Origin of the sequence: Streptomyces sp. NBC_01408 (assembly GCF_026340255.1) — a bacterium.
Lineage (GTDB): Bacteria > Actinomycetota > Actinomycetes > Streptomycetales > Streptomycetaceae > Streptomyces.
Genome location: NZ_JAPEPJ010000001.1, coordinates 683,144 through 698,637 on the forward strand (window position 1 = coordinate 683,144; position 15,494 = coordinate 698,637).

Here is a 15,494-nt window from a genome sequence, read left to right on the forward strand (position 1 = left end):
ACATCCCGCTGCGGGCTGCAACTCTCCACGCGCGTCAGGCATCACCTAGTTACACGACGTAGAAATCGGGGGACTGCAATGCACCGCCAGAGAGTCATATTCCGCACGCTCGGAGTGGCCACCGCCGTCGCACTCGCCGCGACCGCCTGCGGGCCCCAGAAGACGCAGCCCGCGGGCTCCGCCTCCTCGGCCCCGTCCTCGCCCACGGCGGGCGCCTCCCCCGAGACTTCGAACGACAACAAGCCCGCGGAGGCCTCGCCCTCCGCGTCGGCCTCCCCCTCCGCACCGGCGTCCCCGTCGCCCCAGCCCTCGTCCTCGTCCTCGCCGTCCCCGGCCGTGAAGCCGGTCATGGCGAACGGCGACGAGAGCGAGCAGGTGCGCGAGCTCCAGGCGCGCCTGCGACAGCTCAAGCTGATGAGCGTGGCGCCGACCGGTTTCTACGGGTCCAAGACGACCGCCGCGGTCAAGACCTTCCAGTCGAAGAACGGCCTGGGTGCCACCGGATCGGTCGACGAGGCCACCTGGAAGAAGATCGAGGGCTCCACAAAGAAGCCCACCGCGCAGGAGCTGAACCCGCCGACCGTCAACGAGCCGGACGCTCCCGACCCGCGCTGCATGGAGGGCCGGGTCCTGTGCATCAGCAAGGAGAGCCGCACCCTCGCCTGGATGATCGACGGCAAGGTCGTCTCGGCGATGGACGTGCGCTTCGGCTCGGAGAACACCCCGACCCGCGAGGGCGTCTTCAAGGTGGACCGCAAGGAAAAGGTCTGGACGTCCACGATCTACCACACGTCCATGCCGTACTCGATGTTCTTCAGTCGCGGCCAGGCGGTGCACTTCTCGGCCGACTTCGCGGCCCGCGGCTACAACGGCGCCTCGCACGGCTGTGTGAACGTCCGGGACAAGGCCGCGCTGGCGGCGGTGTTCAACCAGGTCAACGTCGGCGACAAGGTGGTCGTCTACTGGTGACCGCCGCAGGGCGGGCCAGGTGAGTTGAAGGCGCGGGCAGGGCCGGGGGAACGTGCCCCGCCCGCGCCGGTTGCGCAGAGCCCAGGGGTACGGGGGGAACCCCGGCTCATGCGCGGCCGATGACCAGTCGGCTCGATCTGTACTGCGTCGCGAGTTCGAAAAGTGTTACAGGCACGTCAGCGCGGGGGCCGGGACGTGGATCAGCGGCCGCCGAACAGGCCCGTCGAACCGCCCGAGAGCACGGGGCCCAGCAGCGGCGCCCGCAGTACGGTGCCCTTCGCCCCGGAGTCGCCGGTGCCCTTCGCCCCGGAATCCCCCGTGCTGCCGGAATCCCCCGTGCCGCCGGAGCCGGTCTCGCCCGGGGCGCCCTCGCGGGTGCCGTCCCGCAGCCCGTCCAGCATCGCCTCGCAGTAGCGCGGGATCCGGGCCACGCCGCTGGCGAGCCGCGCGAGCCGGTCGCGGCGGTCGTCGCTCAGGCGGCCCGCCCGGTAGTCCCTGCAGAGGTCGATGTTCCGCAGGCGGCTCTCCCGCTCGCCGTCGCGTTCCTTGTCGGTGCCGGCGGTGAACCCCTCCCGGTTGGTGTCCCCGCCGTCGCCCCTGCCTTCCCGGTCGCCGTTGCCGTCCTTGCCGTCGCCGCCGCCCAGGCCGCCCTGGGCGTCCTTGCCCGAGCCGCCGGTGGCGGGCGCGCCGGACGACGCGCCGGCGGCCGTTCCCGTCCCCGGCGGCATGGAACCGTCGGCGCCCGGGGTCTGCGGCCCGCCGGTCAGGCGCGGCCCGCCCTCGCCGTCCCGCAGCGGGGTGGGCCGCAGGTTCGGGCCGAGCGTCGGGTCCTGGCTGCCGGCGGGCTCCGGGTCCCCGTCGACGCTGACGGACATCGCGGGACCCGGTCCCGCGCTGTCGTGCCGGGGCCCGTCCAGCAGCCCCGCGCCCACCGCCGCGGCCAGGCCGCCGACCGCGACGCTCGCCAGCGCGGCCGCCAGGCCGAACCGGACGGGCCGCGCGGGCCGGCGCCCGCGGGGCGCGGACAGGGGGAGGGGGCGGCCGAGGGCCACCAGGGGTTCATCGTGGCCGGACGCCGCGGCGGGCCGCTCCGACGGGGGTACGGCCGGCCCGCGCGCAGCACGGAAGGCGGCCACCGCGGCGGCCTCGCCGGGCAGTTCCGCTCCGGCGGGCGGCCGCTCGGCCAGGGCGTCGAGGGCAGCGCGCAGCCGGGCGGCACGGTCCCGCGCCCGGGGATCGGCGGCCGGGCCCACAGGTTCCACCGGCTCGCCGCGCAGCAGTCGCTCCACCGCGGCTTCGTCCAGCCACCTGTCGCGCTCGTCGGCCATCACATGTCCTTCTGCGTCCGCCAACGTGAATGCGTCACACCGGTTTGTTCCACTAGGCCCCCGCCACGGCCGCGCTGCGCGGGTACGGCGTCGAGATCCCTCCCGCCCCCGCCGTCCCGTGGCGGGCCACCGGCATTATGGCCGACCGGAGATTCCGCTTCCGCGCCCGGCCCGGATCCCGGCTCGAAGCCGCCCCTCACGTCCTGCGCGCTCAGCAGCTCCGCCAGCTTCTTCAGCCCCCGGTGCGCAGCGGTCCGTACCGCCCCGGGGCGCTTGCCCAGGGTCTCGGCCGCGGTCTTGGCGTCGAGCCCTACGACGACCCGTAGGACGACGGCCTCCGCCTGGTCCTGGGGGAGCTGCGCGATGAGCGCCATGGTCATACCGGTGGAGAGCGCCTCCATGGCCTCGCCCGCGGTGTCGCAGTCGGCGGCCCGGCCGGTCAGCTCGGTCTCGTCCCCGCCGATGGCGGGACGGCGGCCGCGCATGCGGATGTGGTCGAGGGCCCGGTTGCGGGCGATGCGGGCGGCCCAGCCCCGGAAGCGGTCGGCGTCGCCGGTGAAGGAGGCCAGGTCGCGGGCGATCTGCAGCCAGGCCTCGGAGGCCACGTCCTCCGCGTCGCCGTCCCCGACGAGCGTGCGTACGTATCCGAGCAGGCGTGGGTGCACGGCGCGGTACACAGCACGGAACGCGTTCTCGTCGCCGTCCTGTGCCGCGAGCACCGCGGCGGTCAGCTCCGCGTCGTCCCCCAGCAAAGTCCCCAACCCGTTCAATGTCCTGTACGTCTGGCGCAAATCAGCACGTTACGGCTTTCAAGCACCTTCGTCCACGAGTTGTACAACGAGCAACCATTCCTGCGCGGAGCGAGGTGTGACACAAAACGCACTCGGGGCGCTGACAGGGGTACGGGCTTGTCGCACGAGTCCGTGACGGACGGCGACCGGGGCCTCTCCTGTGGGGGGTGGCGGCCTCGGTCGCCTTCCCCTTCTCCCTGCTGTCAGCGGTGCTCACTTCATCCTTTCGGCTCACTTCCGGGTGAAATCCTCGAATGGGTACGACACACCCCGTGCCCCGTCGATAGCGTGGCCGGATACCCGCGCCACGCCCCGAGGAGCCCCCTGCTGTCCAGCCACCTTCCGGCACAGGCCCGCGGCAGCTCCGACCCTTCGCACGGCTCCGGACTGGCGCGGTTCAACGCCCTGTCCCCCGAAGCCGCCCAGGCCGTCCTGCTGCACTGCTGCGGAAGCGGGCGCTGGGCCCACCGGATGGCCACTCACCGCCCCTACCCCGATTCCGACGCTCTGCTCGCCGCCGCGGACGAGGCCTCGTACGACCTCTCCCAGGCGGACCTGTCTGAGGCACTGGCCTCCGAGTGCCCCGAGGAACTGGGGCACGGAGCACCGTACGCCGCCCTGCTGGCCCTCGACGCGGCCCACGCGGAGTACGAGCGCAAATTCGGCCACGCCTTCGTGATCTGCCTCGACGGGCACCCGCCGGAGGAACAGGCCGACCAGCTGCTGACCGCGATCCGGCGCCGGATGGGGCACGAGGTCGACGAGGAGCGCTCGATCTCCGCGGACGAGCTCCGCCGGGTCGCGCAGGCCCGGCTGCTGGACCTGACACGCTGGCTGACCTCGGCCGATGGGCTGACTGCTACGGAAATCGGGCTATTCGCCCCTGTGGGATAGCCCGTACGTGCCTGTTTGATCACACCGAAGACCCCCGCGCGAAGGAACCGACAAAGCGTCGCTACGATGTCCGGGGCCGGAGGACCGTACCCGGCCGGGCCCGACCGACAACGAAGCCGGCTGGCCCCCGCCCCGCTTCCGGAGGGTTTTCCGTGCCGGCTGGAACGTTGTACCGCGGCCGGGAAGGAATGTGGTCCTGGGTGGCTCATCGAGTCACCGGCGTCCTCATCTTCTTCTTCCTGTTCGTACACGTCCTCGACACCGCTCTCGTCCGCGTCTCCCCCGAGGCGTACGACGATGTCGTGGCTACCTACAAGACTCCGATCGTCGCGCTGCTGGAGTACGGCCTCGTCGCCGCAATCCTGTTCCACGCGCTCAACGGTCTCCGTGTCATCGCCGTGGACTTCTGGTCCAAGGGCCCCCGCTACCAGAAGCAGATGCTCTGGTCCGTCGTGGGCGTCTGGATCGTGCTGATGGTCGGGGCCCTCTACCCCGTACTGGGCCACGCCTACCTTGAACTGTTCGGGAAGTGACACGCATGTCTTCTGACACTTCTTCGGTCAACATGAGCAAGGGCATCGGCGACGTGGAGGGCGTGTCCCTCTACGACACCGACAACCCGGCCCCGTACATCGAGGCCCCGCGCAAGCGGACGGGCAAGACCCCGCGCTCGACCCGCGGCAACTTCGAGATGGTCGCGTGGCTCTTCATGCGCCTCTCGGGCATCGTGCTCGTCGTCCTCGTCATCGGCCACCTGCTGATCCAGCTGGTGCTCGACGGCGGCGTCTCCAAGATCGGCTTCGCCTTCGTGGCCGGCCGCTGGGCGTCCCCGTTCTGGCAGGTCTGGGACCTGCTGATGCTGTGGCTGGCGATGCTGCACGGAGCCAACGGCCTGCGTACCGTCATCAACGACTACGCGGAGCGTGCCAACACGCGGCTGTGGCTGAAGGGCCTGCTCTACACCGCCACGGTGTTCACCATCCTTCTGGGCACGCTGGTGATCTTCACCTTCGACCCGAACATCCGCTAGGCAACGGGGCTGAGGCGAAACCAATGAAGATCCACAAGTACGACACCGTCATCGTCGGGGCGGGCGGCGCAGGCATGCGCGCCGCCATCGAGTCGACGAAGCGCAGCCGCACCGCCGTGCTGACGAAGCTCTACCCCACCCGCTCCCACACGGGCGCCGCGCAGGGCGGCATGGCCGCCGCGCTGGCCAACGTGGAAGAGGACAACTGGGAGTGGCACACCTTCGACACGGTCAAGGGCGGTGACTACCTGGTCGACCAGGACGCCGCCGAGATCCTGGCGAAGGAGGCCATCGACGCGGTCCTCGACCTGGAGAAGATGGGCCTGCCGTTCAACCGCACCCCGGACGGCACCATCGACCAGCGCCGCTTCGGCGGCCACTCGCGCAACCACGGCGAGGCCCCGGTCCGCCGGTCCTGCTACGCCGCGGACCGCACCGGTCACATGATCCTCCAGACGCTGTACCAGAACTGCGTCAAGGAGGGCGTGGAGTTCTTCAACGAGTTCTACGTCCTGGACCAGCTCCTCGTGGAAGAGGACGGCGTCCAGAAGTCGGCCGGCGTCGTCGCGTACGAGCTGGCCACCGGCGAGATCCACGTCTTCCAGGCGAAGGCCGTCATCTACGCCTCCGGCGGCACCGGCAAGTTCTTCAAGGTGACCTCCAACGCGCACACCCTCACGGGTGACGGCCAGGCGGCCTGCTACCGCCGCGGCCTGCCGCTCGAGGACATGGAGTTCTTCCAGTTCCACCCGACGGGCATCTGGCGCATGGGCATCCTGCTGACGGAGGGCGCCCGCGGTGAGGGCGGCATCCTCCGCAACAAGGACGGCGAGCGCTTCATGGAGAAGTACGCGCCGGTCATGAAGGACCTCGCGTCCCGTGACGTCGTCTCGCGCTCCATCTACACCGAGATCCGTGAGGGCCGCGGCTGCGGTCCCGCCGGTGACCACGTGTACCTGGACCTGACGCACCTCCCGCCGGAGCAGCTCGACGCCAAGCTCCCGGACATCACCGAGTTCGCGCGTACGTACCTGGGCATCGAGCCCTACACGGACCCGATCCCGATCCAGCCCACCGCGCACTACGCCATGGGCGGCATCCCGACCAACGTCGAGGGTGAGGTCCTGCGCGACAACACCACCGTCGTCCCCGGCCTGTACGCGGCCGGCGAGGTCGCGTGCGTGTCGGTCCACGGCGCGAACCGCCTGGGCACCAACTCGCTGCTGGACATCAACGTCTTCGGCAAGCGCTCGGGCATCGCGGCGGCCAGGTACTCGCAGGAGAACGACTACGTCGAGCTCCCCGAGAACCCGGCCTCCCTCGTCGAGGAGCAGGTCGAGCGGCTGCGCAACTCCACGGGCAACGAGCGGGTCGCCGACCTGCGTCTGGAGCTCCAGGAGACGATGGACGCGTGCGTGATGGTGTTCCGTACGGAGCAGACCATCAAGACCGCGGTCGAGAAGATCGCGGAGCTGCGCGAGCGCTACAAGAACGTGTCCGTCCAGGACAAGGGCAAGCGCTTCAACACGGACCTGCTGGAAGCCATCGAGCTGGGCAACCTGCTCGACCTGGCCGAGGTCATGGCCGTGTCCGCGCTGGCGCGCAAGGAGTCCCGCGGCGGTCACTACCGCGAGGACTACCCCAACCGCGACGACGTCAACTTCATGCGCCACACCATGGCGTACCGCGAGGTCGGAGCCGACGGCTCGGACTCGATCCGGCTCGACTACAAGCCGGTCGTCACGACCCGCTACCAGCCGATGGAGCGTAAGTACTGATGGGCACCCCGACCCTGAGCAAGACGGACCAGATGGAGGCGGCGGCCGCTGCCTCGCCCTACATCACGGTCACCTTCCGGATCCGCCGCTTCAACCCCGAGGTCTCGGACCAGGCGGAGTGGCAGGACTTCCAGATCGAGATCGACCCGAAGGAGCGCGTGCTCGACGGTCTCCACAAGATCAAGTGGGACCTCGACGGCACGCTGACCTTCCGTCGCTCCTGCGCGCACGGCATCTGCGGCTCCGACGCGATGCGGATCAACGGCAAGAACAGGCTCGCCTGCAAGACGCTGATCAAGGACATCAACCCGGAGAAGCCCATCACCGTCGAGGCCATCAAGGGCCTCACGGTGATGAAGGACCTCATCGTCGACATGGAGCCCTTCTTCCAGGCGTACCGGGACGTCATGCCGTTCCTGGTCACCAAGGGCAACGAGCCGACGCGTGAGCGCCTGCAGTCCGCCGAGGACCGCGAGCGCTTCGACGACACCACCAAGTGCATCCTGTGCGCCGCGTGCACGTCCTCGTGCCCGGTGTTCTGGAACGACGGCCAGTACTTCGGCCCGGCGGCGATCGTCAACGCGCACCGCTTCATCTTCGACTCGCGTGACGAGGCCGGCGAGCAGCGGCTGGAGATCCTGAACGACAAGGACGGCGTGTGGCGCTGCCGCACGACCTTCAACTGCACCGACGCGTGCCCGCGCGGCATCGAGGTCACGAAGGCGATCCAGGAAGTCAAGCGCGCGCTGATCACGCGCCGCTTCTGATCCCCCGACGCACCTCGAAGGCCCCGCCCCCGGTAACCACCCCGGGGGCGGGGCCTTCGCCGTACCCGTCCCCCGTGGGGGTGGAGATCGCCCGGATGAACCTTTCATCGGACCGGTCCGGTCCCCCGACGGCGGTACGGTCACCGGCGTCGCTTGTACCGGAGCGCTGTCCGCACCCACACTGAGAGAAGGAGGTGCTTTCTATGTCCGCTCTCGCCCATGAGGCCCTGTGCGACCCAGGTCTCGACGAGGTTCTCTGGCAGGCCTGGAAGGCGATGGACCTTCCGGAGGGCTACCGGGCCGAGATCATCGAAGGGGCCATCGAGGTGTCTCCCACCGGCCGCCGCCGCCACGGCGTACTCGCCCACCGCTTGCGCAGGGCTCTGGAAGCCCACCTGACAGGCAGTGGCCTTGACGTCTACCAGGACCTCAACGTCATCCACGGCCGGAAGGTCTGCATCCCGGACCTCTTCGTGGGACCGGAAGACCTCGACGAGATCCCCGACGAGGAAGGCCTGGGTGTCGACGCCACCCGTGTCCACCTGGTCGCCGAGATCGTCTCCCCCGGCACGGACGCACACCGCCGGGACCACATCCGCAAGCGCCGCCGCTACGCCCTGGCGGGCATCCCGGTCTACGTCATCCTCGATGACTTCGACGCCCAGGGCACGGTGACGGTGTTCAGCGGTCCGGACCCCGACAAGGGGACGTACTCCACGAAGACCACCGTCTCGTACGGCACTTCCACCACCGTCCCCGAAGGTCCCGCCAAGGGCCTGACGATCGACGGGGCCCTGACACGCTCGTAGGGCCTGGCCGGCGGTGCGACAACTCTCCGGCCGGAGCACGGGGTATGGGGTACGGGGGTCCTGTGGAAGGATCCTCCATATGAGTGACCAGCAGCCGAATCCGTACGCGAGCGACCCCTCCCAGGGCGGCCAGCCCGGCCAGCCCGGCCAGGACGACTACAAGTGGGGCCCGGGCGAGGCCAGTTACGGGTACCCCCAGCCCTACCCGTCAACTCCCGCCTACCAGCCGACGATCGGCGGCCCGGGCCTCCCCGCGCCCGCCCCCGCGTACGCCCAGGGCCCGGGCGGCGCCGGCCTGAACCTCGGCGACATCACCATCGCCGGGGACCAGATCATCACCCCGTCGGGCACGATGCCGCTCAAGGGCGCGATGTGGAACGCGACCGACTTCTCGCGCACCGAGGAGAAGATCCCGACCCACGCGATCGTGCTCGCGATCGTCTTCGCGCTGTTCTGCCTGATCGGCCTGCTGTTCCTCCTGATGAAGGAGAAGGTCACCACGGGATACATCCAGATCACGGTCACCAGCGGCGGCCGCCACCACTCGACGATGATCCCGGCAGCGGACGCCCACACCTACGCGTGGGTGATGACCCAGATCAACTACGCCCGCTCGCTGAGCATCTGAGGGGGCGGGGCGGCGGAGCGACGGAGCGGGCTCGCGGGACGGGGTCGTAGCGGGGTCGCGGAGCAGGGCCGCTGAGCAGGGTCGGCGGGCGGGGCGGCTTCGGCTGGGCGGCGGCGAGGGGTGGGGTGGGGGCTTCGGGGGCCATGTGCCTGCGGGGCCTGATCAGGGATGGTTTGGGGGTTTCCCGTCAGTCCCATCGTCTTGCCGTGTCGGGCCGGCCCCTCAAGGGCGCTCCTTCGTCGCGTCGCTTCGCGATGGCCTTCGGCCACCCTTGACCGGCCGTCCCGCCCCGGAAAGACAGGACTGTCGGGAAGCCCCCAAAAAGACGGTTACCTGGGGACGGACAGAGGAGCGGGGACATCAGCGATGGGCGGGCTGGGTGCAGCGGCCTGTCGGAGCGAGACCCCGACCAGACCCCCGGCGGGAGCGGGGGCGCATCAAATCGCTACACACTCCTACCGAATGGCGTCCGCAGACCGCCTGTGGCTGGGCATAAGCCGCCACAGATCGCTACACACGTCTCCCGGACGGCGTCTGCCGGTCGCCTGTGGCCGGACATAAGCCGCCGACGACCGGTCACCCGTCTCCCGGCCGGCGCCAGCAGGTCATTTGTCCCTATTTGGCGGCGGGTTGGGGTGCGGATGACGTCCAGTCGGAGTGAGATGCCGAGAAATCCGGCATCAGACTCCGGCAGGGCGCTTTTCCCGCTCCGGACGGCCGTCAGGGGCCCTCTCCGACCTCCGGACGGCCGGTGGACGCCCCTTTCACGACCCGCGACGGCCGGCAGGCGCCCTTTCACGCTCCCATCGTCCGGTCGTGGTGGCTTGCGCGCATCTCACACTCGGCTGGTCGACGCCGACTCACCTCAGGCACCCACCAGACCGGTGGCGGCCTATGTCCAGCCACAGACGGGTGGCAGACGCCGAGAAATGAGACGCATGTAGCGATCTGACGCGCCCCCGCTCCTGCCGGGGATCTGGTCGGGGTCTCGCTCCGACAGGCCGCTGCCACGGGGCCGCCCATCCCTGGCCGCCCCGTCTATGGATCGGTCCCAGGTAACCGTCTTTTTGGGGGCTTCCCGACAGTCCTGTCTTTCCGGGGCGGGACGGCCGGTCAAGGGTGGCCGCAGGCCATCGCGAAGCGACGCGAACGCAGTGAGCGCCCTTGAGGGGCCGGCCCGACACGGCAAGACGATGGGACTGACGGGAAACCCCCAAACCATCCCTGATCAGGCCCCGCAGGCACATGGCTCCCGAAGCCACCGCCCACCCTCCGACTCCGCCCCACCGGTACACGCCCCCGGGCACCCCGAGGAGGTCACCGGCCTGCTCCGGGACTTCCTGACGCGGCACCGGCCTGGATCCCCGAGATCGCCCACACCTGATCACCGAAGGTCGCTTGAACCTGTTCAAAAAGAGGGCTACAGTCAGTCCTGCCATCGAGTTGAACACGTTCAAGGGGGCTGAGGGCTATGGACCTCACCGTGGTCGCGTACATCATCTACCTGCTCATCAGCATCGGGCTCACCGTCTGGGTGGCCCGCACGCTCAGCCGTAACGGCCGCGTCTTCATCGGCGACGTCCTCCAGGGGAACGAGAAGCTCGCCGACGCCGTCAACCAGCTCCTGGTGGTCGGCTTCTACCTCGTGAACATCGGCTTCGTGACGCTCTACCTGCGCTCGGGCGAGGACATCGTGCGGGCCCGCGACCTCTTCGAGGCGCTGTCGGTCAAGCTCGGCGTCGTCCTGCTGGTCCTCGGCTTCATGCACCTCGGCAACGTGTGGGTGCTGAACAAGATGCGCCGCCGCGGGCTCATGGAGCGCAACCAGACTCCGCCGGTCCCCCCGCAGGGGTGGACCGCGCCGGGGTGGACCGCGCAGACCAGGGCCTGAGCCGTGCCGGCCATGAGGGCGGTCCGTGAGCTGACGGTCCTGTACGACGCCAACTGCCCGCTCTGCGTGCACATCCGGCACTGGCTCAGCACCCAACACCAGCTGGTCCGGATCGCACTGGTCCCCGCCGCGTCCGTCGAGGCGCAGCGCCGCTTCCCGCGGCTCGACCACGCGTCGACGCTACGGGAGATCACGGTGGTCGGGGACCGGGGGGACGTGTGGACCGGGACCGATGCCTTCATCATGTGTCTCTGGGCGCTGACCGAGCACCGGCCGAAGGCCAACTGGCTCTCCACCCCGGCCGGTCGGCCCTTCGCCAAGGCGGCCATGTACGCGGCGGCCAGGTGGAGGCAGGCGGTCCGGACCGAGGGGGCGGAGGACCCGGCCTGTGACGACCATTGCCCGGTCCCCCGATAGGCTCATACACCGTGACTGATCAGAAGGCTCCCAAGAGCGAGCAGACCCGCACGCTCATCCTCGAAACCGCGCTCCGTCTCTTCCAGGAGCGTGGTTTCGACAAGACGACGATGCGGGGTATCGCGAAGGAGGCCGGCGTCTCGGTCGGCAACGCCTATTACTACTTCGAATCGAAGGAACACCTGGTCCAGGGGTTCTACTACCGGATCGGCGCCGCTCACCAGGCGGCGGTCCGGCCCATCCTGGACAGCGAGACCGATCTGCAGAAGCGGCTCGCGGGCGTGCTGACGAGCTGGATGGACATCGCCGCCCCCTACCACGAGTTCGCGTCCCAGTTCTTCAAGAACGCGGCGGACCCGGAGAGTCCGCTCAGTCCGTTCTCGCCGGAGTCGGAGGACGCGCGGCAGGCGGCGATCGCCATCCACCGTGAGGTGCTGGCGGGGGCGAAGACCAAGGTGCCGGCCGAGCTGGAGGACGTGCTGCCGGAGCTGATGTGGCTCTCGCAGATGGGCCTGGTCCTGTACTGGGTCTTCGACCGTTCGCCGAACAGCGAGAAGACGCGGCGGCTCGCCGAGCGCGGCGCGCAGCTGACGACGCGGGGCATCGTACTGGCCCGGTTCCGGGTGCTGCGGCCGCTGGTGCGGGAGGTGCACGAGCTGTTCTCGGACTTCCTGCCGGGCATGGCCCAGACGGCGGCCTCGCGCAAGAAGGCCTCCGACCCGGACTCCGCGACGGCCTAGGACAGGCCTAGGGACAGGCCTAGAGCCAGTCGAGTTCCCACAGGCGCCAGACGCCGGTGCCGTCGGAGAGGTACTGGGCTCCGGTGACGGCCTCGCGGGACATGACGTAGTCCTTCTTCTGCCAGATCGGCACCATCGGGACCTGCTGGGCGACCAGTTTCTGGAGCTCGTGGAAGTCGACGGCGGCATCGCTGCGGTCCGAGTGGGACTGGGTACGGGAGATCAGGGCGTCGACGTTCTTGTCGGAGAAGCCGTTGTTCATGGAGGAGTCGGCGCCGACGATCGGGGCGATGAAGTTGTCCGCGTCCGGGAAGTCGGCGATCCAGCCGATGGTGTAGGCGTCGAACTCGCCCGCCGCGTAGGCCTTCTGGAAGTCGCCCCACAGCTCGACCGGCTTGATCGTCAGCTGGAAGAGGCCGGTGGCCTCCAGCTGCCGCTTGAGCTCCTCGGCCTCCGGGAGGTTCGCTCCGCGCGTGTTGACGCCGAGGGTGACGGCGACCGGGGTGGTGATCTTCGCGTCCTTGAGGATCTTCCTGGCGGTGGCGCCGTCGGGCGTCGGGTAGGTGTCGAAGAACGGCGTGCCGTGCGCGGCGATACCCGTCGGGACGAGGGAGTAGAGCGGGGTGACCGTGCCCTTGTAGACCTCGCCGGCCAGCCTGGAGCGGTCGAGGGAGGCGGCGACGGCCTGTCGGACGGCGGGCGCGGCGGTGGTGGAGCCGGGGCGGACGTTGAAGACCACGGACCGGGTCTCGGTGCCGCCGGAGGCCTGGTAGCGGGTGTCCTTCAGGCCCGGGTTGAGGGCCGCGAGGACCTCCGGGGGCATCTCCCGGTGGGCGACCTCGACGTCACGGTCCTTCCAGGCCCGGTCGAGCTGGGCCGAGTCCTTGAAGTACTTGACGGTGACCGGCCCGTTGGCGGGCTTGGCCTGGCCCTTGTACGAGGTGTTGGGCTTGAGCTCGACGCTCGCGCCCGCCTTGTACGCGGCGAGCGTGTACGGGCCGGAGCCGTCGACCTTGCCGTCCTCGCGCAGGGCCTTGGCCGGGTACTTCTCCCGGTCGACGATCGAGGCGGCGCCCGTCGCGATCTTGAAGGGGAAGGTGGCGTCGGGGGTGGAGAGGTTGAAGGTGACCGTGCGGCCGTCGGCCTTGACCGAGTCCAGGGTGTTGAACAGCGGGGCGGGGCCCTGTTCGGAGTTGATCTCCTTGATCCGGTCGAAGGAGTACTTGACGTCGTGCGCGGTCATCGCGCGGCCGTTGGAGAACTTCACCTCGGGGCGGAGCTCGCACTGGTACGTGGTGAGCTTTTGGCCGACGAAGTTGCAGGAGGCGGCGGCGTCGGGCGCGGGGGTGTCGGCTCCGGGCTTGATCGTCAGCAGGGACTGGTAGACGTTGCTGAACAGGGCCCAGGAACCGGCGTCGTACGCCCCGGCGGGGTCGAGGGAGGAGACGACGTCGCTCGTCCCGACGCGGATCGCCCCGCTGCCGTTGCCGTCCTCGGGGAGCAGCTGCCAGGCGCCCACGCCGGCGAGACCGAGGACCAGCCCGGCCGCGATGATCTTCGAGCGGACAGACCGCATCCCGTGAACCCCACCCATGTACCGGAGACAGCACTCCACTGTCCGATTACCGGTCATCCCATCACGGAATTTCAGCCACCGGAAGGGCCGTTCCTTGATGGCCAACTGGCTGCCGACCGCCGGTCCATAGGTGGTTATGCCAGGTCAGGCCTGATATGAGGCGAGTTCCACAACGGTGATGTCGGAGGGCGCCCCCACCCGGACCGGAGGTCCCCAGGCACCGGCTCCCCGGGACACGTACAGCTGGGTGTCCCCGTACCGCTCCAGGCCGGCGAGCGTGGGATTGGCGAGTTCGGCGAGGTAGTTGCCCGGCCAGAGCTGGCCGCCGTGGGTGTGCCCGGAGAGCTGGAGGTCGACGCCGTGCCGGACGGCGTCGTGGATGACGACCGGCTGATGGGCCAGGAGGACGGCGGTGCGCGTCCGGTCCCGGTCGCCGAGGGCCGCCGCGAAGTCGGGGCCCTGCCCCTCGGTCTCCCCGGCGATGTCGTTCACGCCGGCCAGGTCGAAGTGGGGCAGCGCGCGGCGGGCGTTCTCCAGGGGGGTCAGGCCGAGCTCACGGACGTGGTCGATCCACGGCTGCGCCCCGGAGAAGTACTCGTGGTTGCCGGTGACGAAGTACGAGCCGTGGCGGGCGCTGAGCCCGCGCAGCGGTTCGGCCGCGGGCCCCAGGTCCTGGACGGATCCGTCCACCAGGTCGCCGACGACGGCGATGAGGTCGGGCTGGGTGCGGTTGACGGCGTCGACGATGCGCTGGGTGTGGGCGCGGCCCAGGACCGGGCCCAGGTGGACGTCGCTGACGACGGCGATCCGGAAGCCGTGGGCCGCGCGGGGCAGCTTGGCGAGGGGGACCTGGACCCGCTTGACGCTCGGGCCGCGCAGGACCCCGTACGCCCCGTTCCCGACGGTGGCGACGGCCACGGCGGCGGCCGCCCCGCCGACCGTTCGCGCGACGAACCGGCGGCGGCTCAGCGGCAGTCCGGCGGGCGCGCCCGCCCCGGAGCCGGAGCTGGAGCCGGAGCCGGAGCTCTGCTCAGCCTCGGCCTCGGCCTCGGCCTGGGCCTGCGCCGGGGCCGGTCCGGCTCCGGCGTGGACCGGTCCGGCTCCGGCCGGGGACGCCTCCAGGCCCGGCTGCGCCGCGCCCGAGACCGCCCCGACGGACGCGGGGGCGGGGTCCGGGATGCCCGCGGAGGTGTCCCGGTGGGCCAGACGGCGGAGCAACAGCGCGCGGATCGGCTCCGCCACCAGCATCGTCAGGGTCAGGTAGAGGAGCACCGCCAGCCAGAGGTACCCCGGCCAGGCCACCGTCTGCTGGAGCCAGAACGGGGCACCGGCGCGGCCCGAGGTCAGGGCGGCCACAGAGAGGAGGGGCAGGGCGATGGCCAAGGCCGTGCCGATGCGCCGGGGCAGGCCGCCCGGCGTCGTGGTGTCCCGGACCAAGCGGATCCAGAGCCAGCGGTGCACGAGGACCAGCAGGGCGAGGACCGCCAGCGCGACCAGCGCGAAGACCACGATTCTCATGCGCCGGCCCCCGTGCCCGAGCCGGTGTCCGTACCCGCGCCCCTGCCCGTACCTGCACCTGTGCCCGTACGTGATGCCCGCCGCAGCGCCCGTACCCCGCGCAACCCGATCACTCCGACGGCCGTCCCCAGGAGGAAGGAGCTCACCGCGAGGATCAGGTGCACCCAGAAGTAGGAAGTGGGGTCACCCGCCGCATCGAACGCGAGGCCACTGCCGTTCTTCCACAGGTTCCGGACGAAAGACACCCAGATGAACCAGCTCCACACCCCGAAGGCGAGCAGGAACCAGGAGGTGGCACGGCTCAGTTTCATGTCCTCAGTATCGGTTTCCTCCCCAGGACGGACGCGCCGGGGTGGGC

Annotated in this window: 16 protein-coding genes; 11 read left to right on the forward strand and 5 right to left on the reverse strand. The window is 70.1% G+C overall.

From position 1 onward, the window contains the following. The first annotated feature begins 78 nt into the window (after window positions 1-78). A complete protein-coding gene (locus tag OG447_RS03125) occupies window positions 79-969 on the forward strand; it encodes a L,D-transpeptidase family protein (RefSeq protein ID WP_266934682.1) in 891 nt (296 codons plus the stop codon). 200 nt (window positions 970-1,169) lie between these two features. Here OG447_RS03125 and OG447_RS03130 read toward each other — a convergent pair whose 3' ends face one another. Together OG447_RS03130 and OG447_RS03135 are read right to left on the reverse strand one after the other, a co-directional pair. After that, window positions 1,170-2,297, reverse strand: coding sequence for a hypothetical protein (locus OG447_RS03130; RefSeq protein WP_266934684.1), 1,128 nt, complete (start codon window positions 2,295-2,297; stop codon window positions 1,170-1,172). Continuing rightward, a complete protein-coding gene (locus OG447_RS03135; RefSeq protein ID WP_266938732.1) occupies window positions 2,297-3,049 on the reverse strand; it encodes an RNA polymerase sigma factor in 753 nt (250 codons plus the stop codon). Before OG447_RS03135 ends, OG447_RS03130 begins: the two co-directional genes overlap by 1 nt. A 363-nt stretch (window positions 3,050-3,412) precedes the next feature. Here OG447_RS03135 and OG447_RS03140 point away from each other — a divergent pair, with 363 nt between their 5' ends. The 10 genes from OG447_RS03140 to OG447_RS03185 all read left to right on the forward strand — a co-directional run bounded on the left by OG447_RS03140 (window position 3,413) and on the right by OG447_RS03185 (window position 12,042). Then, entirely contained in the window at window positions 3,413-3,982 is a 570-nt protein-coding gene (locus tag OG447_RS03140) for a 2-oxo-4-hydroxy-4-carboxy-5-ureidoimidazoline decarboxylase (protein ID WP_266938733.1), read from the forward strand. A gap of 152 nt (window positions 3,983-4,134) precedes the next feature. Continuing rightward, complete coding sequence (gene sdhC, locus OG447_RS03145) at window positions 4,135-4,515, forward strand: succinate dehydrogenase, cytochrome b556 subunit (RefSeq protein WP_266934686.1); 381 nt, start codon at window positions 4,135-4,137, stop codon at window positions 4,513-4,515. 5 nt (window positions 4,516-4,520) lie between these two features. Then, a complete protein-coding gene (locus OG447_RS03150) occupies window positions 4,521-5,012 on the forward strand; it encodes a succinate dehydrogenase hydrophobic membrane anchor subunit (RefSeq protein WP_266934688.1) in 492 nt (163 codons plus the stop codon). A gap of 23 nt (window positions 5,013-5,035) precedes the next feature. After that, on the forward strand, window positions 5,036-6,790 hold the full coding sequence (sdhA, locus tag OG447_RS03155; protein WP_266934690.1) for a succinate dehydrogenase flavoprotein subunit: 1,755 nt from the start codon (window positions 5,036-5,038) through the stop codon (window positions 6,788-6,790). After that, window positions 6,790-7,557 carry a succinate dehydrogenase iron-sulfur subunit gene (locus OG447_RS03160; protein ID WP_031144687.1) on the forward strand — a complete coding sequence of 256 codons (768 nt, stop codon included), beginning with the start codon at window positions 6,790-6,792 and terminating at the stop codon, window positions 7,555-7,557. Before sdhA ends, OG447_RS03160 begins: the two co-directional genes overlap by 1 nt. Before the next feature lie 203 nt (window positions 7,558-7,760). Next, complete coding sequence (locus OG447_RS03165; RefSeq protein WP_266934693.1) at window positions 7,761-8,366, forward strand: Uma2 family endonuclease; 606 nt, start codon at window positions 7,761-7,763, stop codon at window positions 8,364-8,366. Window positions 8,367-8,445: 79 nt separating this feature from the next. Continuing rightward, complete coding sequence (locus tag OG447_RS03170) at window positions 8,446-8,994, forward strand: hypothetical protein (RefSeq protein WP_266934695.1); 549 nt, start codon at window positions 8,446-8,448, stop codon at window positions 8,992-8,994. Between the two features lie 1,471 nt (window positions 8,995-10,465). Beyond that, window positions 10,466-10,885 (forward strand): hypothetical protein, encoded by a 420-nt coding sequence (locus tag OG447_RS03175; RefSeq protein WP_266934697.1) that lies wholly within the window; start codon window positions 10,466-10,468, stop codon window positions 10,883-10,885. Between the two features lie 12 nt (window positions 10,886-10,897). Beyond that, the gene (locus tag OG447_RS03180) at window positions 10,898-11,302 is read left to right on the forward strand and encodes a thiol-disulfide oxidoreductase DCC family protein (RefSeq protein ID WP_266934700.1); all 405 of its coding nucleotides are present in this window, start codon (window positions 10,898-10,900) and stop codon (window positions 11,300-11,302) included. Window positions 11,303-11,313: 11 nt separating this feature from the next. Beyond that, a complete protein-coding gene (locus OG447_RS03185; protein ID WP_266934702.1) occupies window positions 11,314-12,042 on the forward strand; it encodes a TetR/AcrR family transcriptional regulator in 729 nt (242 codons plus the stop codon). A gap of 19 nt (window positions 12,043-12,061) precedes the next feature. Here OG447_RS03185 and OG447_RS03190 read toward each other — a convergent pair whose 3' ends face one another. The 3 genes from OG447_RS03190 to OG447_RS03200 all read right to left on the reverse strand — a co-directional run bounded on the left by OG447_RS03190 (window position 12,062) and on the right by OG447_RS03200 (window position 15,447). Then, window positions 12,062-13,618, reverse strand: a complete 1,557-nt coding sequence (locus OG447_RS03190) for an ABC transporter substrate-binding protein (protein ID WP_266934704.1) — start codon at window positions 13,616-13,618, stop codon at window positions 12,062-12,064. A gap of 144 nt (window positions 13,619-13,762) precedes the next feature. After that, complete coding sequence (locus OG447_RS03195) at window positions 13,763-15,127, reverse strand: metallophosphoesterase (protein WP_266938734.1); 1,365 nt, start codon at window positions 15,125-15,127, stop codon at window positions 13,763-13,765. 5 nt (window positions 15,128-15,132) lie between these two features. Next, the gene (locus tag OG447_RS03200) at window positions 15,133-15,447 is read right to left on the reverse strand and encodes an SCO4848 family membrane protein (protein WP_266934706.1); all 315 of its coding nucleotides are present in this window, start codon (window positions 15,445-15,447) and stop codon (window positions 15,133-15,135) included. Window positions 15,448-15,494 lie beyond the last annotated feature (47 nt).